The organism is Cupriavidus sp. D384 (genome assembly GCF_001652915.1).
In the GTDB taxonomy this organism is placed as follows: Bacteria; Pseudomonadota; Gammaproteobacteria; order Burkholderiales; family Burkholderiaceae; genus Cupriavidus.
Genome location: NZ_BBQI01000008.1, coordinates 1 through 20,855 on the forward strand (window position 1 = coordinate 1; position 20,855 = coordinate 20,855).

A 20,855-nucleotide genomic window follows, 5' to 3' on the forward strand; every position below is an offset into this window, starting at 1 on the left:
TTGGCTCGCGCTGGCCTGCCTGAGCCTGGTATTGCTGACGGTCTCCGGCGCGCTCGCCCAGACGGTCCAGACCGCCCCGTCCGATCCGGCGGCTTCCTTGACGTCGGCGTCCGCTGCGCCGGTTTATGTCGTTCCGGTGCAGGGTGCCATCGGCCCTGCCAGCGCCAGCTTCGCGGTGCGCGCCATCGAACGCGCCCGCAAGCAGGGTGCCCAGTTGATCGTGCTGGAAATGGACACGCCCGGCGGCCTCGACAGGTCGATGCGCGACATCATCCAGGCCATCCTGGCATCGCCGGTACCCGTGGCGACCTACGTCTATCCCGGCGGCGCACGCGCGGCCAGCGCCGGCACCTACATCCTCTATGCCAGCCATGTGGCCGCCATGGCGCCCGGCACGAACCTGGGCGCGGCCAGCCCGGTAGCCATCGGCATCGGCGGCCCCAAGCCCGAGGCCGCACCGGCACCGGCATCGTCACCCGCCAGCGCGCCGGCCGGCGAGGACACCATGACCCGCAAGCAGATGCACGATGCATCGGCCTATATCCGCGGGCTGGCGCAACTGCGGCACCGCAATGCCGAGTGGGGAGAAAGGGCGGTGCGCGAAGCGGTGAGCCTGTCCGCCGACGAAGCCGTGGCCCAGAAGGTGGCCGACCTCGTGGCGCCCGACCTGCCCGCCCTGCTCCGGCAACTGGACGGCCGGAAGATCGAGGCGGCCGGTGCCACGCGCACGCTGCACACGGCCGGCGCACCCATCGTCACGCTGGAACCCGACTGGCGCAGCCGGCTGCTGGCGGTCATCACCGACCCGAGCGTGGCCCTGATCCTGATGATGATCGGCATCTACGGGCTGATCTTCGAGTTTTCCACGCCGGGCATGGTGGTACCGGGCATCGCCGGGGCGATCTGCCTGCTGCTGGGCCTGTTCGCGCTGCAGATGCTGCCAATCAACTTCGCCGGGCTGGCGCTGATCGCGTTTGGCGTGGGATGCATGGTTGCCGAGGTATTCCTGCCGACGTTCGGCGCGGTGGGCGTGGGCGGCATCATCGCCTTCGCGTTCGGGGCGGTGATGCTGATCGACACCGACGTGCCCGGCTTTGGCGTGCCGCTATCGCTGATCGCCGCACTGTCCGGCATTTCTGCGGTGTTCCTGTTCGGCATGTCGGCGCTGCTGCTGCGCGCGCGGCGCCGGCCGGTGGTCAGCGGGGCAGACACGCTGGTGGGCAGCGTCGGCGTGGTGGTGGCCGACACGACCGACCCGGCGGCCCCGACTGACGGCTGGGCCATGGTCCGCGGCGAACAATGGCGCATCCGCAGCAACCTGCCGCTGGCGCGCGGCCAATCCGTGCGCGTGACCGGCCGTCACGGCCTGGTGCTGGATGTCACTTCGATTCACGATGCCTGACCCAACAAGGAGCCCGACATGGCATTCGGATTCAGCTTCGGTGGACTGATCTTCCTGCTGGTTCTGCTGGTGATTTCTGCGTTCCGCGTGCTGCGCGAATACGAGCGTGGCGTGGTGTTCATGCTGGGCCGCTTCTGGCGCGTCAAGGGCCCGGGCCTGGTCCTGATCATCCCCGTCGTGCAGCAGATGGTGCGCGTGGACCTGCGCACCGTGGTCCTGGACGTGCCACCGCAGGACGTGATCTCGCACGACAATGTGTCGGTCAAGGTCAATGCGGTGATCTACTTCCGCGTGGTGGACCCCGAGCGCGCCATCATCCAGGTCGCCAACTTCCTGGAGGCCACCAGTCAGCTGGCGCAGACCACGCTGCGCTCGGTGCTGGGGAAGCACGAGCTTGACGAGATGCTGGCCGAGCGCGAGAAGCTCAACCTCGACATCCAGAAAGTGCTCGATGCCCAGACCGACGCTTGGGGCATCAAGGTATCGAACGTCGAGATCAAGCACGTCGACCTGAACGAGACGATGGTGCGCGCCATCGCCCGCCAGGCCGAAGCCGAGCGCGAGCGGCGCGCCAAGGTGATTCACGCCGAAGGTGAACTGCAGGCATCGGAAAAGCTGCTTGAAGCCGCCCAGATGCTGGCGCGCCAGCCCCAGGCCATGCAGCTGCGCTACCTGCAGACGCTGACGCAGATCGCGGGCGACAAGAGTTCGACAATCGTGTTTCCGTTGCCGATCGATATCGTGTCGGCGCTGACGGGAGGTGGGGGGAAGTAGCCACCGGAAACGGACACGTGTCCGGCAGGATCGATGGCGGTCCTGTCCATCGGCATCGTGCCCTTCCTGCCGATAGCCCTGCTCGCGAACCGATAACGCAAAAAAAACGCCTGCTTTCGCAGGCGCTTCTCTCGGAGCAGCTTCAGGCTGTCAGGGCTCAGACCTTGGCGGACACCCATTCTGTCACGCCGGCCAGCGCCTTCGGCAGACCCGTCGGGTCGGTGCCGCCGGCCTGGGCCATGTCCGGACGGCCGCCGCCCTTGCCGCCCACCTGCTGGGCGACGAAGTTGACGAGTTCACCGGCCTTGACCTTCGACGTGGCGTCGGCAGTCACGCCCGCGATCAGGCTGACCTTGCCGTCGGCAACGGCAGCCAGCACGATGGCGGCGCTCTGGAGCTTGTCCTTGAGCTTGTCCATCGTTTCGCGCAGCGTCTTCACATCGGCGCCTTCGAGCTGGGCAGCCAGCACCTTCAGGCCCTTGATGTCCACCGCCTGCGATGCCAGTTCATCGCCTTGCGACGATGCCAGCTTGCTCTTGAGCTTTTCGAGCTCCTTTTCCAGCGCGCGGACCTGGTCCTGCACCTGGCCGATACGCGGCACCAGTTCCGACGGCTGGGCACGCAGGGCGGCAGCCGCTTCGTTCAGGCGCGCGTCGAGCGATTGCAGGTAGTGCAGCGCGTTGTCGCCAGTGATGGCTTCCACGCGGCGAATGCCCGCGGCCACGCCGGCTTCCACGACAATCTTGAACAGGCCGATATCGCCCGTGCGCGTCACGTGGGTGCCGCCGCACAGTTCCTTCGACGTACCGATCGACAGCACGCGCACATCGTCGGCGTACTTCTCGCCGAACAGCGCCATGGCGCCGCTCTTCACCGCATCGTCGAACGGCATGACGGCGGCCACGGTCGGCGCGTTGGACAGGATCTCGGCGTTGACGATTTCCTCGATCTGGCGGATCTGGTCATCGGTCACCGGCGCGTTGTGCGAGAAATCGAAACGCGTCTTGTCCGGATCGACCAGCGAGCCCTTCTGCTGCACGTGGGTGCCCAGCACTTCGCGCAGCGCCTTGTGCATCAGGTGGGTGGCGGAGTGGTTGCGCACGGTGCGTGCACGGCGGACGGCGTCGACCTGGGCCGCAACCTTGTCGCCCACCTTGAGCGCGCCATTGGCGAGCGTGCCCTGGTGGCCGAACACGTCAGCCTGGATCTTCGTGGTATCGGCCACGTTGAAGACGGCCGGGCCCGCCACCAGCGTGCCCTGGTCGCCAACCTGACCACCGGACTCCGCGTAGAACGGCGTGTTGTCCAGCACGACCACACCGGTCTGACCCGGCTGCATCGTGTCGACCGACGCACCATCGACGTACAGCGCGGTCACGCGCACGCCTTCCATGCTCAGGGCGTCGTAGCCATGGAACACGGTCTTGTCGCCCGTGTACTCCAGGCCAGCGGCCATCTTGAACTTGCCGGCGGCACGGGCCTGCTCGCGCTGGCGCGTCATCGCGGCGTCGAAGGCCGCTTCGTCAACGGTGATTTCCTGCTCGCGCGCCACGTCCTGGGTCAGGTCGAGCGGGAAGCCGAATGTGTCGTGCAGCTTGAACGCCAGTTCGCCGTCCAGCACCTTGCCGCCACCGGACTTCAGTTCGGCCACGGCGCCGTCCAGGATCGACATGCCGTTTTCAATGGTCTCGAAGAAACGCTCTTCCTCGGCCTTGAGCACTTCCACCACGCGGTTCTGCGCTTCGGCCAGCTCCGGATAGGCTTCGCCCATCTGCGCCACCAGGTCCGGCACCAGCTTGTGGAAGAACGGCGTCTTCTGACCAAGCTTGTAGCCGTGGCGGATGGCACGGCGCACGATGCGGCGCAGCACGTAGCCGCGGCCTTCGTTGCCCGGAATCACGCCGTCGACGATCAGGAACGAGCACGCGCGGATATGGTCGGCAATGACCTTCAGCGAGTTCTGGTTCAGGTCGGTGATATGCGTCTCGCGGCCGGCGGCCTTGATCAGCGCCTGGAACAGGTCGATCTCGTAGTTGCTGTGCACGTGCTGCAGCACCGCGGCAATCCGCTCCAGGCCCATGCCGGTGTCCACGCACGGCTTGGGCAGGCGCGTCATGTTGCCCTGCTCGTCGCGGTTGAACTGCATGAACACCAGGTTCCAGATCTCGATGTAGCGGTCGCCGTCTTCCTCGGGCGATCCCGGCGGGCCACCCCAGACTTCCGGGCCGTGGTCGTAGAAGATTTCCGAGCACGGGCCGCACGGGCCGGTGTCGGCCATCTGCCAGAAGTTGTCCGATGCGTAGCGCGCGCCCTTGTTGTCGCCGATGCGCACGATGCGGTCGGTCGGCACGCCCACTTCCTTGGCCCAGATGTCGTAGGCCTCGTCGTCCTCGGCGTACACGGTCACCCAGAGCTTGTCGGCCGGCAGCTGGTAGACCTTGGTCAGCAGCTCCCAGGCGTACTGGATGGCGTCGCGCTTGAAATAATCGCCGAACGAGAAATTGCCCAGCATTTCGAAGAACGTGTGGTGACGTGCCGTGTAACCCACATTCTCGAGGTCATTGTGCTTGCCACCGGCGCGGACCGAGCGTTGCGACGACGTGGCGCGCGAGTACGGGCGCTTGTCGGTGCCCAGGAACACGTCCTTGAACTGCACCATGCCCGAATTGGTGAACAGCAGGGTCGGGTCGTTCGCCGGCACCAGGCTGGACGAGCGGACCACGGTATGGTCCTTCGACTCGTAGAACTGCAGGAACTTGCTGCGAATGTCGGAGACTTTCATGTTGTATCGGGCGCCTTGGCGCGTCGTGGCAGGGCGCAGGCAGTCAGGTTGGATTTGCAAACCGTTGATTATACGGGGAAGCCCCGCCCCGGGGCACTGGCGCGCCGTGCCCGTGTTGGGGCCAGGCACGGCGCGGCGCCGGTTGTCCGGTTATCGCCCACGGAACACGGGCCGGCGCCCCGCCCCCGGGCAACGGGCCGGTGGGCCGGTGATAGAGTGCTGGCTCCTCAGACCTGCCAGCCGCCACCGCCATGGGAGCCTTAAGCCATCTTCGCGTCCTCGACCTGACCCGCGTACTCGCCGGGCCATGGTGCGCCCAGAATCTTGCCGATTTCGGCGCCGACGTGATCAAGATCGAGCGCCCGGGCGCAGGCGACGACACCCGCATCTGGGGCCCGCCGTGGCTCAAGACACCCGACGGCCGCGACACCGCCGAAGCCGCCTACTACCTGGCCGCCAACCGCAACAAGCGCTCGGTGACCTGCGACATCAGCACGCCCGAAGGCCAGCAGCTGGTGCGCGACCTGGCCGCCCAGAGCGACGTGGTGCTGGAAAACTACAAGGTAGGCCAACTGAAGAAGTATGGCCTCGATTACGAATCGCTCAAGGCCGTCAAGCCGGACATCATCTACTGCTCGGTCACCGGCTTCGGCCAGACCGGCCCGTACGCCCAGCGCCCCGGCTACGACTTCATCATCCAGGGCATGGGCGGCTTCATGAGCCTGACCGGCGAGCGCGACGACCTGCCCGGCGGCGGCCCGCAGAAGGCCGGCGTGGCGATTTCCGACCTGATGACCGGCCAGTACGCCACCATCGCCGTGCTGGCCGCGCTGGCGCATCGTGACCGGACCGGCGAAGGCCAGTACATCGACATGGCCCTGCTCGACGTGCAGGTGTCGATGCTGGCAAACATGAATACCAACTACCTGGCCAGTGGCGTGGCGCCCAAGCGCTGGGGCAATGCCCACCCGAACATCGTCCCCTACCAGACGTTCCATGCCGCCGACGGCTGGATCATCGTGGCGGTGGGCAACGATGGCCAGTTCCGCAAGTTCGTGACCGCCGGTGGCCGCCCCGAACTGGCCGACGACCCGCGCTTTGCCACCAACCCGCAGCGCGTGGCGCACCGCGACGCGCTGGTGCCGATCCTGGCCGAGATGGTGCTGCCGCGTACCCGCGAGCAGTGGATTCTCGACCTGGAGCGCGCCGGTGTGCCGTGCGGCCCGATCAACACGATGGACGAGGTCTTCGAGAACGAACAGGTGGTGGCGCGCGGCCTGCGCGTGGACCTGCCCCACCCCACGGGCGGCACGGTCAAGCTGGTGGGCAGCCCGATGAAGATGAGCGCCACGCCGCCCGAGGCCCTGCGCCATCCGCCGTTGCTCGGAGAGCACACCGATGTGGTGCTGGACGAGACACTCGGCTACAGTGCCGAACAAATCGCCGCCCTGCGTGCCAAGGGTGTGGTCTGACGCCGGCCTGATCCGTCGGACCCTGACCAGACCTTGACCGCGCCTGCCCCTGGCGGGCGCGCGGGCCGGTGATCATGACGTTTTTCCATCCATAGGAGAATGCATGCTGACCGACGCCCTGCTCGCGTTCCTGCACTTCACGGCCATCTTCGTCCTGATTACGCTGATGGCCGCCGAAGCCGTGGTCCTGCGTCCGGACATGACCCCGGCCGCCGTCCGCCGCCTGTCGATCTACGATTTCGTCTATTTCCTGTCGGCCATGGCAACGCTGGCAACCGGCCTGCTGCGCCTGTTCTACGGCGCCAAGGGCGTGGATTTCTATATCCACAACCCGTGGTTCCACGCCAAGATGACCGTGTTCGTGGTGATCGCGCTGTGCTCGCTGCCGCCCACCTTTACCTTTGCCAGATGGCGCAAGCAGTCCAGGCACCTGCCAGACTTCGTGCCAACACCCGCGGAGATCAAGAAAGCCCGCCGCTGGGTGATGATCGAGGCGCATCTGGTGATCCTGCTGCCGCTGTGTGCCGTGATGATGGCGCGCGGCATTGGCATCCGCTAAGTGGCACTATCAGAATGATCCTGGCGTCGTGGCACGGCCTTGCCGTGCTGCCTGTACCGTCTGCGGCTGCGCGCCTCCTGATTCAAACGATTCAAACCCAAAAGCCGGCGTGCAACGCACACGCCGGCCTCCAGATTCCCATCCTTTTCCACGCTTGACATGCTGAAGACCCTGCTCACGGCCGCGCTGGCCGTCACCACGGCGCTGGCCGTCCCGGCCCACGCCGCCACCGCCAACTGGCCCGCCAAGCCGATCCGCTTCGTGGTGCCCTACCCGGCCGGCGGCCCCCTGGACACCGTGGCACGTGCCATTGGCGAGAAGCTGCGCGACAGCCTGGGCCAGCCCGTGGTGGTCGAGAACCGGCCCGGCGCCGGCGGCAACCTGGGCGCCGACTACGTCGCCAAGCAGCCGGCCGACGGCTACACCATCGTGATGGGTGCCGTCGCCACGCACGCGATCAACCCCACGCTGTTCACGAAGATGCCGTACGACCCGGTCAAGGACTTCGCCCCGGTCACGCTGGTGGCCGACGTGCCGAACGTGCTGGTGATGCATCCGGGCAAGGCCGCCGAACTGCATATCAACAATGTGCGCGACCTGGTGGAATACGCGCGCAAGCATCCGGGCAAGCTCGACTACGCGTCGGGCGGCAATGGCAGTGCCGGCCACCTGTCGGGCGAGCTGTTCAAGAGCATGGCGCACGTCAGCATGGTCCATATCCCGTACAACGGCGCGTCGCCCGCGCAGTTGTCGGTGCTGTCCGGCCAGACCGACCTGATCTTCGATAACCTGGCGTCGGCGTCGGCCAACATCAAGGCCGGCAAGCTCAAGGCCTTTGCCGTGACCACGGCCAGCCGCGCGGCAGCGTTCCCGGACCTGCCGACCATTGCCGAGGCAGGCAAGGGGCTGGGGCTGGAAGGCTTCGACATCTCCACGTGGTTCGGCGTCCTGGCGCCGGCCGGCACGCCGCGCGATATCGTGGACCGCCTCAATCACGACATCGTCGCCATTCTGAAGACCGACGACATGAAGGCGCGCCTGGCCCGCATCGGTGCCCAGCCGGCGCCCACCACGCCCGAGCAGTTCGGCGCGCTGATCCAGCGCGAACTGAAAAAGTACGGTCAGGTGGTCAAGGTTTCCGGCGCGAAGGTCGACTGAGCGATCCACGCGCCTTGTCCCGCATGCGCCAGAGGCGGTCCTTGCCGTCCCTGGCGTCTTCCGCCGCATTGCGCGGCAGCAGCAACCCCACCTGCGTGATGCGCGGCCCCTCCATGCGGGTCACGGTCAGCCGCAACCCCGCGATCTCCACCGCATCGCCCTCCACCGGGGGCGACGGAAACACCGCAAGCATCGCTTGCTCCAGCGTCTGTTCCTGCTGAAGTGGCTGCAGCGGCTGCATGGAGTAGAGCGCCGCCACGTCGGCCAGCGCGGCCTCCCCGTCCAGCAGGAAATCGTGCGCCACCTGATCCCAGGCCGGCGGCGTGGACGGTCTCAGGAACAGGCGCGACAGGCGCGGCATCGCCGGGCTTGGCGCCAGGATCGAAACGATATCCCCCGCGCGCAGCACCACCTGGTCCAGCGGCACCAGCACGCCCTCGCGGGCCACGGTCACCAGCCGGCTGCGCGCCGGCAGTTCCACCTGGTCCGCACGCAGGTCTTCCATCGACGAATTGGGCGCGACCAGGAACTGCATCATCTCCATGCCCGGGGCGCGCACGCCGCGCAGACGCTCGCGCGACAGCGGCTCGTCGTAGGCCGGCCGCAGCACGCGCGCCAGCCGGGCGGCCAGCGACACCGTGGTGCCCTGGCACAGCAGGCTCGCCAGCACCACGGCAAACGCCACGCGGAACAGCAGTCCGGCATCCTCCATGCCCTGCAGCAGCGGGAACAGCGACAGCACGATCGGCACCGCGCCGCGCAAGCCTATCCACGCCAGAAAGCCCTTTTCGCGCAGGCTGAACCGGAACGGCAGCAACGCGACAAAGACCGCCACGGGCCGCGCCACGCACATCAGGAACCCGGCCAGCGCCAGGGCTGGCAGCGCGATGTCCCAGATCCGGTGGGGGGTCACCAGCAACCCCAGCAACAGGAACATGGCGGACTGTGCCAGCCACGCCATGCCGTCCATGGCGCGCAGCACGTCCTCGCTGACGGCGCGGTCGCGGTTGCCCACCATCATTCCGGTCAGGTAGACCGCCAGGAAGCCGCTGCCGCCAAATGACTGGACAATGGCCCAGATCATGCAGCCGGCAGAGCAGATCAGGATGGCCTGCAGCCCCTCGGCCACGTTGACGCGCTCCATCACGTTGGCCATGCAGTAGCCCAGCCCCACGCCCAGCAGGCCGCCCACCCCGAACTGCACCAGCAGCCGCAGCGCCAGCGCGCCGGGCGACAGGCCCTGCGGCGCGGTGATCCATTCGATCAGGGTCAGGGTCAGGAAGATGGCCATCGGGTCGTTGATGCCCGATTCGATTTCCAGCACGCTTGCCACGCGTTCCTTCAGCCGGATGCCGCTGCTGTTCAGCAGCGAGAACACCGCGGCCGCGTCGGTGGACCCGACGATGGCGCCCAGCAGCAGCCCGAGCTTCCAGTCGATGCCCAGCATCCATGTTGCAAACAATCCCACCAGCACGGCGGTCAGCGCCACGCCCACGGTGGCGAGCGACAGCGACGGCTTGAGTGCCACGCGGAACGTGGCAAAGCGCGTGCGCAGCCCGCCGTCGAGCAGGATCACGGCCAGCGCGATATTGCCTACCAGGAAGCTGAGCCAGGTGTTGGCAAAGCGGATGCCGCCCGGGCCGTCCACGCCGGCGGCCATGCCCACACCCAGGAACACCAGCAGGAACGGCACCCCGAAACGTGCCGAGAACACCCCGAGCAGGATACCCAGCGTCATCACCAGGGCGCCAATCAGGATGGCATGGTCGATGGCTTCCAAGCGGACCTCCTGTCCTTATTCCTGTCCGGTCGTTCTTGTCGAAGGGGGGTGTCAGGCCATGCGAAAGCTTTCACTCCAGCTTTCGATCATAGGCGGCTGCAAGCCGCCGGTCTGTCCGTTTCCGTCCGGCGGAACACCACTTCCCTGCGCCCTCCATCGGCGTATTCCCTGCACTTTTCCTTGTGTCGTCAACGACTTACCGAATACTTTCAGACGTATGCGTAGGGACATACCCTGAGGTTGCCACTTTATGCAGACATATGAAAGGTAGCTGAAAGGATGCGCTTTTACCTTCCAACCCTGCCGCGATCGGGGAGCCCTTGTCGCGACGATTTCAAGCAGTCAAAGCTGTGTCATATCGAGGAGAATCATTTTGCGCATACGTAGCCAAAAGGACTTTGCCTCCGGCCTGATGTTCATCCTGGTCGGTTTGAGCTTTTCCTTCGTCGCCCGTGGCTATTCCATGGGCACAGCCGCCAAGATGGGACCGGGATACTTCCCGTTCTGGCTCGGCATCGTGCTCGCCGTTCTGGGCGCGCTGGTACTTTGGGGCTCGCTGTCTTCCAGGATGGAAGAAGATCACCTGGCCCGCTGGGACCTGAAGATCCTGCTGTGGATCCTGGGGTCCGTGGTGCTGTTCGGCCTGCTGCTCAAGCCGTTGGGCATGGTGCTGTCGGTCGTGGTACTGGTGCTGGTTTCCTCGATGGCCAGTCATGAATTCAGCTGGAAGGGCGCTGTCCTCAACGCGATCATCCTGGTGATCATCAGCATGGGCGCGTTCGTGTACGGTATCAATCTGCAGATGCCGGTGTGGCCGGCTTTCCTGGCAAGCTAAGGAGACCGCCCTCATGGAACTGTTAGCCAACCTCGGACTGGGCTTCTCGACCGCCCTGTCCTTCCAGAACATCGCCTACGCGTTCCTGGGCTGCGTGCTCGGGACGCTGATCGGCGTGCTGCCGGGCCTGGGCCCGCTGGCCACCATCGCGATGCTGCTGCCCGTGACCTATACGCTGCCCCCGGTGGCCGCGCTGATCATGCTGGCCGGCATCTACTACGGTGCCCAGTACGGCGGCTCCACCACCGCCATCCTGGTGAACCTGCCGGGCGAATCGTCGTCGGTGGTGACCACCATCGACGGCTACCAGATGGCACGGCGCGGCCGCGCTGGCGTGGCGCTTGCCACAGCCGGTATCGGTTCGTTCTTCGCCGGCTGCGTGGCTACGCTGATCCTGGCCGCTTTCGCGGCGCCGCTGTCGGAACTGGCGTTCAAGTTCGGCCCCGCCGAGTACTTCTCGCTGATGGTGCTGGGCCTGATCGGTGCCGTGGTGCTGGCGTCGGGTTCGCTGGTCAAGGCGATTTCGATGATCGTGCTGGGCCTGCTGCTGGGCCTGGTCGGTACCGACGTGAACTCGGGTGCGGCGCGCTTCTCGTTCGACGTGCCGGAGCTGACCGACGGCCTGAACTTCGTGTCGGTCGCCATGGGTGTGTTCGGCTTCGCGGAAATCATCGCGAACCTGGAACAGAAGGAAGCCCGCGAGACCTTCACCGATCACGTGACGAACCTGTTCCCGACCAAGGAAGACTTCAAGCGCATGATCCCTGCCGTGCTGCGTGGCACGATGCTGGGTTCGGCGCTGGGTATCCTGCCGGGCGGCGGTGCATCGCTGGCTTCGTTTGCAGCCTATTCGCTGGAAAAGAAGACCTCGAAGTTCGCACATGAGTTCGGCAAGGGCGCCATCGAAGGCGTGGCGGGTCCGGAATCGGCCAACAACGCCGCGGCACAGACCTCGTTCATCCCGCTGCTGACCCTGGGTATCCCGCCGAACGCCGTGATGGCGCTGATGGTGGGTGCGATGACGATCCACAACATCCAGCCGGGCCCGCAGGTGATGACCAGCAACCCGGCGCTGTTCTGGGGCCTGATCGCCTCGATGTGGCTGGGCAACCTGATCCTGATCATCCTGAACCTGCCGATGATCGGTATCTGGGTGAAGCTGCTGAAGGTGCCTTACCGCTACCTGTACCCGGCCATCCTGACGTTCTGCTGCATCGGCGTGTACTCGGTCCAGAACACCACGTTCGACGTGTTCCAGACCGCGGCCTTCGGTATCATCGGCTACCTGTTCATCAAGCTGCGTTGCGAGCCGGCACCGCTGCTGCTGGGCTTCGTGCTCGGACCGATGATGGAAGAAAACTTCCGCCGTTCGCTGCTGCTGTCGCGTGGTGACTTCAGCGTGTTCGTGACGCGTCCGCTGTCGCTGGGCCTGCTGATCGCCGCAGCGATTTTGGTGGCGATCGTGGCCATGCCGTCGATCAAGGCCAAGCGCGAAGAAGCGTTCCAGGAAGAATAAGGACGTTTCCCCGCTGTACGAAAGGGCGCCCCTGCGGCGCCCTTTTCCTTTGGTGCTGCCGGTCTGCCTACGGCCTCAGTCGCCAAACAGCGCCGCGCAAGCGGTGCGAATCGCCTCGGTCACGTGAACGCGGCCGTGGTCGCGCCGTTCCAGCATGCCGATGGTGCGCACCGTGGGCTCGCCGCCGGCCCGCAACGGCAGGATGCGCAGCGCGCGGTCGTCGCGCCAGCGGGCACGCTTGAGCAGCGGCACCACGGTCACGCCCACCTCCTGCCGCACCAGCTCCACCAGCGCCTCGATCGAGTTCAGTTCCAGGTATTCGTTGGTGCGAAGATGCGCACGGCGCAACGCGCGCTCCACCAGCGCGCCGGTGCGCTGGCTGCGGTCGAAGCGCAGGAAAGGGTTGGCAGCCAAGGCCTGCCGCGCGTCGTCGCCCTGGCTTCCGCGCGCCGCAATCGCCACAAGCGGCTCGTCGTAGAGCGGCGTCCAGTGCAGCGTGCCCGCGAGCCGGGCCGAGCCCTCCACCACGAAAGCCGCATCCAGCTCGCCGCTTTCCACCATGGCCGCCAGCTCGAACGACTTGGCGCCGATCAGCCTGACATCGAGCGCCGGATAGGTGCGTTTCATCTGCGCCACCACGTGCGACAGCCCGCCCATCACCGAGACCACCGCGCCAACGGCCACCGCACCGGCCATGGCCTCGGTATCGGCCAGCGGCACGCGCATGTCGTCGTAAAGCGCCAGCAGGCGGCGCGCCTGCGGCAACAGCGCCCGGCCATCGGCATTGAGCACGGCCACCCGGCCAGTGCGGTCGAACAGCGGGCGGCGCAGTTCTTCCTCCAGCGACCGCATCTGCAGGCTGACTGCCGCCTGCGTCACCGCCACCTGGCTGGCGGCAGCGGCAAACGAGCCTTGCTCGGCCACGGCGACAAAGGTTCTCAGGAAGCGGATCGTGCTCATTGTCGGTGCATCTTCCAGGGAGGCCGCCCCAAGGCGGTGATCCACAAGGTTTTCTTGTTAATCAAGCAAGGAATATTAACTTTCATTGTGGACGAGAGCGCGGAATAATTTATGTTTTCCTGCCGCAGTTCCACGTCGCACCCATCCGTCCCGGAGACGCACAACATGAAATCCTGGCTACGCCATCTTGGCCTCGGCCTTGCCACGAGCCTGACCCTTGCTGCCGCCCCGTCGCACGCCGACACCTTTCCCAGCAAGCCGATCCGCCTGATCGTGCCGTTTCCGGCCAGCGGCGCCACGGACCTGCTGGCGCGCGCCATTGCCCAGAAGGTGGGCCAGAACCTGGGCCAGCAGATTGTGGTCGATAACCGGCCGGGCGCCGGCGGTGCCATCGGATCGGACATGGCCGCCAAGGCCGCGCCGGACGGCTACACGATCCTGATTGCCACCACCAGCACGCACTCGATCGGTCCGTACATCAACACGCACCTGCCGTACAACACCGAGACCGATTTCACGCCGATCGGTCAGGTTGCCACGGCCACCAACGTACTGGTGGTGCCCAACCAGCTGCCGGTCAAGAACGTCAAGGAACTGATCGACTATGCCAAGAAGCACCCGGGCGAGCTGAACTACGCATCGAGCGGCAACGGCACCGTGGTCCACCTGACCGCCGAGGCCTTCAAGGCCCAGGCCGGCGTGTTCATCACGCACATCCCGTACCGCGGCACTGCGCTGGCCGTGCCCGACCTGATCTCGAACAAGGTGCAGGTGCTGTTCGACAGCATCGTGTCCGGCATGCCGCACGTGAAGGACGGCAAGCTCAAGGCGCTGGCCGTGACCAGCCTGAAGCGCTCGCCGCTGGCACCGGACCTGCCTACCGCCAGCGAATCGGGCCTGCCCGGCTTTGAATCGGACACCTGGTTCGGCATCTACGGTCCCAAGGGCCTGCCGCCCGAGATCGTCAACCGCCTGAACGCCGAGTTCAACAAGGCCATCCAGTCGCAGGACGTGAAGGATCGCCTTGCCAAGCTGGGCGCCGAGCCCGTTGGCGGCACGCCGGCCCAGTTCGCCGCGATGGTCAGGAAGGACAGCGCGCGCTGGGGCAAGCTGATCAAGGATCGCAAGATCCAGGTGGACTAAGCACCAGCAGGACAAGCGGGCGACAATGGCGTCGCCCCACCGAAGCACGACAACCAGGCAGCAACGAGAGACACCATGCAGAACTTCAACTGGACCAACCCCTACCCCACCGTGCGCATTCCGCTGTTCGCGCGCAACGTGGTATCGACCTCGCACCCGCTGGCCGCGCAGGCCGGCCTGCGCATGCTGCTCAAGGGCGGCAATGCCGTTGACGCGGCCATCGCCGCGGCGGCCGCCATCACGCTGGTGGAGCCGGTGTCGTGCGGACTGGGCAGCGATGCCTTTGCGATCCTGTGGGATGGCAAGGAACTGCATGGCCTGAACTCGTCGGGCGTGGCCCCGAAGGCCTGGAGCCCCGAGTACTTCAAGAACAAGTACGGCGTGGACGGCAACGGGCTGGCCAACCGGCCCATCCGTGGCTGGGATTCGGTGACCGTGCCGGGCGTGATCGCCGGCTGGGCAGCGTTGCACGAGCGCTTCGGCAAGCTGCCGTTCGAAGACCTGATGGAGCCCGCCATCGAGATCGCCGAGCGCGGCTACGCCGTGCCGCCGGTGGTGGCGCACAAGTGGGCCGCCGCCGTGCCCGACCTCAAGAGCCAGCCGGGCTTTGCCGACACCTTCATGCCCAACGGCCGCGCGCCGAACGTGGGCGAGAAGTTCGTCTTCAAGAACGCCGCCGAGACGCTGCGCAAGATCGGCGCCACCAAGGGCCGCGCCTACTACGAAGGCGAGATCGCCGAGAAGATCGCCGCCTTCAGCAAGGAATGCGGCGCCGCGATGACGCTGGACGACCTGCGCAACTATCGCCCCGAATGGGTCAAGCCGATCAGCAAGTCGTATCGCGGCTACGACGTGCATGAAATCCCGCCGAACGGCCAGGGCATTGCCGCGCTGATGGCGCTGGGCATCCTGGACCAGTTCGACCTGGGCGCCCTGCCCGTGGATTCGGTCGATTCGCAGCACCTGCAGATCGAGGCGATGAAGCTGGCGTTTGCCGACCTGTATCGCTACGTGGCCGACCCGCGCAGCATGGAAGTCACCCCCGAGCAGATGCTGGACGACGCGTACCTGAAGTCGCGCGCCAAGCTGATCGACATGCAGCGCGCCACGCATTTCAACTTCGGCATGCCGCGCACGGGCGGCACGATCTACCTGACCGCCGCCGACGAGAACGGCATGATGATCTCGTTCATCCAGTCGAACTACATGGGCTTTGGCTCGGGCGTGGTGGTGCCGGGCACCGGCATCAGCCTGCAGAACCGCGGCGTGGGCTTCTCGATGGATCCGAAGTCGGCCAACGTGGTGGAAGGCGGCAAGCGCCCGTTCCACACGATCATCCCGGCGTTCCTGACCAAGGACGGCCAGCCCGTGATGAGCTTTGGCGTGATGGGCGGCGACATGCAGCCGCAAGGTCACCTGCAGACGGTGGTGCGCATGCTCGACTACAACCAGCAGCCGCAGGCCGCATGCTGCGCGCCGCGCTGGAAGGTCAACCGCGACTTCACCCTGGACGTTGAAGGCACCATGGACCCGAATACCGTGGCCGGCCTCAAGGATCGCGGCCACAAGCTCAAGTCGGTGGAAGACCCGTATATGGATTTCGGCTCGGGCCAGTTCATCTGGCGCCTGTCGGACGACGCCGAGCAAGGCTACGTGGCCGCCAGCGACAGCCGCCGCGACGGCCAGGCCGTGGGCTTCTGACACTTGTACCGCCTGACGTACCGATACCGTAGTACCGCAGTAAGTAGCAAGTAGTTGAAGTCCTGCGAGGCGCCACGGAGCAATCCATGGCGCCTTTTTTACGCCCGCGCCGCGTCAGTAGACCGGCAGGCTCAGGAACAGCTTGATGACCACGGCGTTGACGATATCGATGAAGAAGGCGCCCACCATCGGCACGATCAGGAAGGCCAGGTGCGACGGGCCGTACCGGTCGGTGATCGCCTGCATGTTGGCGATGGCCGTGGGCGTGGCGCCAAGGCCGAAGCCGCAGTGGCCGGCGGCCAGCACGGCGGCATCATAGTTGCGGCCCATGATCCGGAAGGTGACGAAGATCGCATAGGCCGCCATGGCGCCGGTCTGCACCAGCAGGATCAGCAGCATCGGCAGCGCCAGCGACGTGAGTTCCCACAGCCGCAGGCTCATCAGCGCCATCGCCAGGAACATCGACAGGCTCACGTTGCCAAGCACCGACAGCGCGCGATCGAACACCGTGTACCAGCCCAGCAGTGCCAGCCCGTTGCGCAGCAGCACCCCCACGAACAGCACCCAGACAAAGGTCGGCAGTTCCAGCCAGCTGCCCTTGAACAGGTCGCCCAGCGCCTGCCCCGCGGTCAGGCAGACCAGGATCAGCGCCAGGGTCTCGATCAGCGCCGAAGCCGTGATCGGCCGTACCGCCTGCGGATTCTCGAAATTGAGCACACGGTCGTCACCGGCTGCCAGCCCCGGCTTGGCTACGTTGCGCAGCAGGTAGCGCGCCACCGGCCCGCCGATCAGCCCGCCCAGCACCAGGCCGAACGTGGCGCACGCCACCCCGAGTTCCGTGGCATACGTCATGCCAAACTGCTCCCCGAACGTCGTGCCCCACGCCGCACTGGTGCCGTGACCGCCCGACAGCGCAATCGACCCGGCCAGCAGGCCGGTGGCCGGATGCAGCCCCAGCGCACTGGCAAGCCCGACGCCGATTGCGTCCTGGATCACCAGCAGGCCCGCCACCGCAAACAGGAAGATGCCGATCGACTTGCCGCCCTGCTTCAGGCTGGCAAGGTTGGCGCTCAGGCCCAGCGTGGCAAAGAAGGCCAGCATCAGCGGCGTCTGCGCCGCGGTATCGAATTTCACCTGCACATCGGCCGTAAAGCGGGCCAGCGCCAGGCATAGCGCCACAACCAGCCCGCCCACGACCGGCTCGGGAATATTGAAGGTGCGTAGCGGAGGTGTGACCTGCAGCAGCTTGCGTCCGACCAGCAGCACCAGCGATGCCGCGACGAGCGTTTCGTAGTTGTTGAGTTCCAGCATGGCGAGTAACCAAAAAACCTCGATTCTTGGCGCCCCGATCAGCCTCGCCAATCGCATTCCGCTTAAAGATGAAGAATCTGGCGAATGCAACTGTTCCGCTGCACTTGCGTGAAACTGTGCATGGCGCCGGCACGCCGCTTCCGTACACTGGCCGTTTTCCCAATCCACGTCCGCGCTACGCCATGGCTACCTACGCATACCGAATCGTCAATGTCTTTGCCGAATCCACCTTCGGCGGCAATCCTCTGTGCGTTTTCGAGGATGCGCGCGGCATGGACGACGCCACCATGCAGGCGCTGGCCCTGCAGTTCAACCTGTCCGAGACGACGTTCATCCTGCCGTCCGACCAGGCCAATGCCGCCGTGCGCATCTTCACGCCCGGCTACGAGATGCGTTTTGCCGGTCATCCCACGCTGGGCACCGCCCATGTGGTGCGCGACCTGGCACAAACCGGCGACGCGCTGTCGCTGGAATTCAAGGCCGGCGTGGTGCCCGTGACCGCCGTGGAAGATCGCTGGACCCTGACGGCCCCGCACCAGGGCGCGCCGAAGACCGCGCCAGCCGGCCTGGCCGATGCCGAGATGGCGTCGCTGCTGGGCCTGCACGCCGACGACCTGGCGGGCGCGCCGATCTGGGTCGATACCGGCGCAGACCAGTTGCTGGTGCCGCTGAAGACGCCCGACGCCGTGCGCCGCGCCCAGCCCGACAGCAGCCGCCTGGACCGCTGGCCGCAAAGCAGCCTGGGCCGCAAGACCGCCTATGTGTTTGCTTTCGATCCCGAACAGCCGGGCAAGGTGCTGGTGCGATATTTCTTCACCAAGCAGGGCGGTGGCGTGGCCGAGGATCCGGGCACTGGCTCGGCCTGCGCAAACCTGGGGGGCTGGCTGCTGTCCACCGGCCATGCATTGCCGGCCCGTTATGAAGTTGACCAGGGAGAATTCGTTGATCGCCGATGCCGGCTGGATCTCGCCGTGACCACCGAAGGCGCAATCCGTGTGGGCGGCCGGGTAATCGAACTGGGTCGCGGCACCGTCAGTATCTGACCGCGCTTTGCCGAACCCCGGGGAGATCTGCGTCATACTGGCGCCGCCCCTCCCCTCCACGCCCCCACTTCGTGAGCCACCCCATGTCATCGCACGACATTGCCACGCTGGCCGACCTCGAGGCGCTCTACGCCGAGCCCGGCGCCGCCTCGCTGTCCAAGGAAGTCGACTACCTGCATCCGCACTACCGCGCGTTTGTCGAAGCCTCGCCGTTCTGCCTGCTTTCCACCATGAATGACCACGGCGGCGACTGCTCGCCGCGCGGCGATGCGCCCGGTTTCGTGCAGGTGCTGGACGACCGCACGCTGTTGCTGCCCGACCGGCGCGGCAACAATCGCATCGACAGCCTGCGCAATATCCTGGCCGATCCGCGCGTGGGACTGCTGTTCCTGGTGCCCGGCGTCAATGAGACGCTACGCGTCAGCGGCACGGCCACGGTCTCCACCGCCCCGGACCTGATCGCCCGTTGCCTGATGCAGGGCAAGGCCCCCACCACCGTGCTGATGATTCGCATCCACTCGGTATTCTTCCAGTGCGCGCGTGCGCTGCTGCGCTCGCGCCTGTGGCTGGCTGACGCACAGGTCCCGCGCGAAGCCCTGCCCAGCACCGGCACCATGCTGGCCGCCTTGAGCCAGAACGCGATCGACGGCGCCGCCTACGACCGCGAACTACCCGAACGCGTACGCACCACGCTGTACTGACTCCGCTGGCCTAGCGCGGCAGCCACTCCGCCGCGTGCGTGCCCAGCGGTACCGACGGCAACGCCCAGTGCGCGGGCGTTTCCGACAGGTGCGCCGCGTGGCGCACCACCGTCAATTCGCCAAATCCCGATTCTTCCACTTCCAGCAGATCGGAAATTTCATCGATATGCTGGTCTGGCACGTCGATGCCGCCCGGCACGCGCCCCAGACTGCGCAGCCACTGGCCCACCTGCGCCAGCGATACGCGCACATGCCAGCTGCCGCCTTCCACCGCGCGACGATGCAGCGCCACCATCGCCCCGAAGGCAAGCAGATAGCCCGACGCGTGGTCCAGCACCTGCGCAGGCAGCGGCCTCGGCTCCGCGCTGCCGGCCGCCTGCGCCTCGTCTGTGTTGATGCCGGTGGCGGTCTGCACCAGCGAATCGAAGCCCCGCTTGCCCGACCACGGGCCCACGTGACCATAGGCGGACAGTGAGACATAGACGATGCCCGGCCGGGCGCGGGCCGCGGCCTCGGGGCCGGCACCAAGCTCCGCCAGTCCGTTGGGACGATAGCCCTGCACCACCACATCCGCACCGTGGAACAGCTTGTGCAGCGTGCGCTTGTCGTCCGTATCGCGCAGGTCAAGCTGGCACGACCGCTTGCCACGGCCGGTGTCGATCACCAGCGACGGCATCGACGGCAGGTGCGCGGCCGTGACCAGCAGCACGTCGGCCCCGTGCGCGGCCAGCGTGCGGCCGGCCACCGGCCCGGCGATGATGCGCGTGAAGTCCAGCACGCGGACGCCGCTCAGCGGCCGGGCGTCGACATTGATCTCGGCGTGCGGCCCGAACGCGGGCAGCGGTTCCGGCGGCGCCTCGCCGATCTTCTCGACGATGACCGGCGGCAGCCCTTGCAGCGCCTGGGCCTGCGCGTGCTGCTGCCATTCGTCGAGCGAGCGCATCGCCGACACGACCATGCCGGCGTCCGACGCGACCGTCTCGAAATCCTCGGCCTTCCAGGCCGACAGCGCCGCGCGCACGGCGTCCTTGTCATACGCGCATTTGAGAATCTTCAGAACACCGTCGCGATGGTGGGGAAAATTCGTATGCAGGCGCACCCAGCGTCCGTCCCCGGCCGGATACAGGCCGGCAATCTTGTCCCATAGCTCGGGCGCCGGGCCGCCATTGACGCGCAGGTAGCGCTCACTGCGGAATTCGGCCAACGCATGACGCATATCGACGGACACATCCTGCCAGCGGCCGGTGCGCTGCGCCCACAGCGCCGCCGCCGCCAGGGCGGAAGCGCCCAGGCTGGCTTGCGCGGCGGTGCCGATGGCAAAGCTGGACGGCAGGACCGGATCGTCGCCAGTCAGTATCAGATGGGACAGCGCCTCGGGCGGCATGGCGGCGGCGCCCCACAGCGCGGCGAGCGCCCCGGCGGGCGTCTGGCGGGTGGCGGCGCGGCCGGAACTGGCGGCGCCGGGGGTGTGCGTGGTGGAACTGGCGGCATTCATGGCACGTATTCCTGCGGCGGGAATGGAGACGGCATGCGACGATGGCGTCGCACGGAGCATGCGCGAGGCCGGTACGATGGACCGTACCGTGCCGTGGATTCTGCACCACTTCGGCCCGTCGCGCTGTGAGACGAATCCGAATTTCGCGCTGCACCGCCGGGTCGCGCCGCAGGCACGGTAAAATCGCCCCATTCGCCGGACTTCCGTCTCAATTCCAGCGCCC

17 protein-coding genes are annotated in these 20,855 nt (G+C 66.5%); 12 read left to right on the top strand and 5 right to left on the bottom strand.

Features of this window, described 5'->3' with window-relative positions; translation table 11 throughout:
* Together A9J21_RS02650 and A9J21_RS02655 are read left to right on the top strand one after the other, a co-directional pair.
* On the top strand, positions 1–1,402 hold a 1,402-nt coding region (locus A9J21_RS02650), incomplete at its 5' end, for an NfeD family protein (protein ID WP_404851341.1).
* Positions 1,403–1,420: 18 nt separating this feature from the next.
* Positions 1,421–2,176: a slipin family protein gene (locus A9J21_RS02655; protein WP_066731611.1), complete on the top strand. Its 756-nt coding sequence runs from the start codon at positions 1,421–1,423 to the stop codon at positions 2,174–2,176.
* Positions 2,177–2,333: 157 nt separating this feature from the next.
* Here the strand turns inward: A9J21_RS02655 and alaS are convergent, their stop codons facing one another.
* A complete protein-coding gene (gene alaS, locus A9J21_RS02660; RefSeq protein ID WP_066731613.1) occupies positions 2,334–4,958 on the bottom strand; it encodes an alanine--tRNA ligase in 2,625 nt (874 codons plus the stop codon).
* A 251-nt stretch (positions 4,959–5,209) separates the two neighbouring features.
* Between alaS and A9J21_RS02665 the strand changes: the two genes are divergently transcribed.
* The 3 genes from A9J21_RS02665 to A9J21_RS02675 all read left to right on the top strand — a co-directional run bounded on the left by A9J21_RS02665 (position 5,210) and on the right by A9J21_RS02675 (position 8,147).
* On the top strand, positions 5,210–6,430 hold the full coding sequence (locus A9J21_RS02665; protein WP_066731614.1) for a CaiB/BaiF CoA-transferase family protein: 1,221 nt from the start codon (positions 5,210–5,212) through the stop codon (positions 6,428–6,430).
* A gap of 103 nt (positions 6,431–6,533) precedes the next feature.
* Positions 6,534–6,989: a DUF2214 family protein gene (locus A9J21_RS02670; protein WP_066731615.1), complete on the top strand. Its 456-nt coding sequence runs from the start codon at positions 6,534–6,536 to the stop codon at positions 6,987–6,989.
* A 159-nt stretch (positions 6,990–7,148) separates the two neighbouring features.
* Positions 7,149–8,147, top strand: coding sequence for a tripartite tricarboxylate transporter substrate binding protein (locus A9J21_RS02675; RefSeq protein ID WP_066731616.1), 999 nt, complete (start codon positions 7,149–7,151; stop codon positions 8,145–8,147).
* Here A9J21_RS02675 and A9J21_RS02680 read toward each other — a convergent pair.
* A complete protein-coding gene (locus A9J21_RS02680) occupies positions 8,119–9,927 on the bottom strand; it encodes a potassium/proton antiporter (protein ID WP_066731617.1) in 1,809 nt (602 codons plus the stop codon). The genes A9J21_RS02675 and A9J21_RS02680 overlap by 29 nt on opposite strands.
* Positions 9,928–10,300: 373 nt before the next feature.
* On the opposite strand from A9J21_RS02680, the gene A9J21_RS02685 reads away from it, so the two are divergent.
* The gene (locus A9J21_RS02685) at positions 10,301–10,762 is read left to right on the top strand and encodes a tripartite tricarboxylate transporter TctB family protein (protein ID WP_066731618.1); all 462 of its coding nucleotides are present in this window, start codon (positions 10,301–10,303) and stop codon (positions 10,760–10,762) included.
* A 13-nt stretch (positions 10,763–10,775) separates the two neighbouring features.
* Positions 10,776–12,278, top strand: a complete 1,503-nt coding sequence (locus A9J21_RS02690) for a tripartite tricarboxylate transporter permease (protein ID WP_066731619.1) — start codon at positions 10,776–10,778, stop codon at positions 12,276–12,278.
* A gap of 75 nt (positions 12,279–12,353) precedes the next feature.
* Here the strand turns inward: A9J21_RS02690 and A9J21_RS02695 are convergent, their stop codons facing one another.
* The gene (locus A9J21_RS02695) at positions 12,354–13,238 is read right to left on the bottom strand and encodes a LysR family transcriptional regulator (protein WP_066731620.1); all 885 of its coding nucleotides are present in this window, start codon (positions 13,236–13,238) and stop codon (positions 12,354–12,356) included.
* A 165-nt stretch (positions 13,239–13,403) separates the two neighbouring features.
* Here A9J21_RS02695 and A9J21_RS02700 point away from each other — a divergent pair, with 165 nt between their 5' ends.
* Positions 13,404–14,381, top strand: a complete 978-nt coding sequence (locus A9J21_RS02700) for a tripartite tricarboxylate transporter substrate binding protein (protein WP_066731621.1) — start codon at positions 13,404–13,406, stop codon at positions 14,379–14,381.
* 75 nt (positions 14,382–14,456) lie between these two features.
* Positions 14,457–16,082 carry a gamma-glutamyltransferase gene (ggt, locus tag A9J21_RS02705; RefSeq protein ID WP_066731622.1) on the top strand — a complete coding sequence of 542 codons (1,626 nt, stop codon included), beginning with the start codon at positions 14,457–14,459 and terminating at the stop codon, positions 16,080–16,082.
* 114 nt (positions 16,083–16,196) lie between these two features.
* On the opposite strand, the gene gltS is transcribed toward ggt, so the two are convergent.
* The gene (gene gltS, locus A9J21_RS02710) at positions 16,197–17,393 is read right to left on the bottom strand and encodes a sodium/glutamate symporter (RefSeq protein ID WP_066731624.1); all 1,197 of its coding nucleotides are present in this window, start codon (positions 17,391–17,393) and stop codon (positions 16,197–16,199) included.
* 182 nt (positions 17,394–17,575) lie between these two features.
* Between gltS and A9J21_RS02715 the strand changes: the two genes are divergently transcribed.
* Positions 17,576–18,436 (top strand): PhzF family phenazine biosynthesis protein, encoded by an 861-nt coding sequence (locus A9J21_RS02715; protein WP_066731850.1) that lies wholly within the window; start codon positions 17,576–17,578, stop codon positions 18,434–18,436.
* An 83-nt stretch (positions 18,437–18,519) separates the two neighbouring features.
* Positions 18,520–19,137, top strand: a complete 618-nt coding sequence (locus tag A9J21_RS02720) for a pyridoxamine 5'-phosphate oxidase family protein (RefSeq protein ID WP_066731626.1) — start codon at positions 18,520–18,522, stop codon at positions 19,135–19,137.
* A 10-nt stretch (positions 19,138–19,147) separates the two neighbouring features.
* Here the strand turns inward: A9J21_RS02720 and A9J21_RS02725 are convergent, their stop codons facing one another.
* Complete coding sequence (locus A9J21_RS02725; RefSeq protein ID WP_066731628.1) at positions 19,148–20,632, bottom strand: CoA transferase; 1,485 nt, start codon at positions 20,630–20,632, stop codon at positions 19,148–19,150.
* Between A9J21_RS02725 and A9J21_RS31355 the strand changes: the two genes are divergently transcribed.
* Positions 20,631–20,813, top strand: coding sequence for a hypothetical protein (locus A9J21_RS31355; protein ID WP_156545638.1), 183 nt, complete (start codon positions 20,631–20,633; stop codon positions 20,811–20,813). The genes A9J21_RS02725 and A9J21_RS31355 overlap by 2 nt on opposite strands.
* The last annotated feature ends 42 nt before the right edge of the window (positions 20,814–20,855 follow it).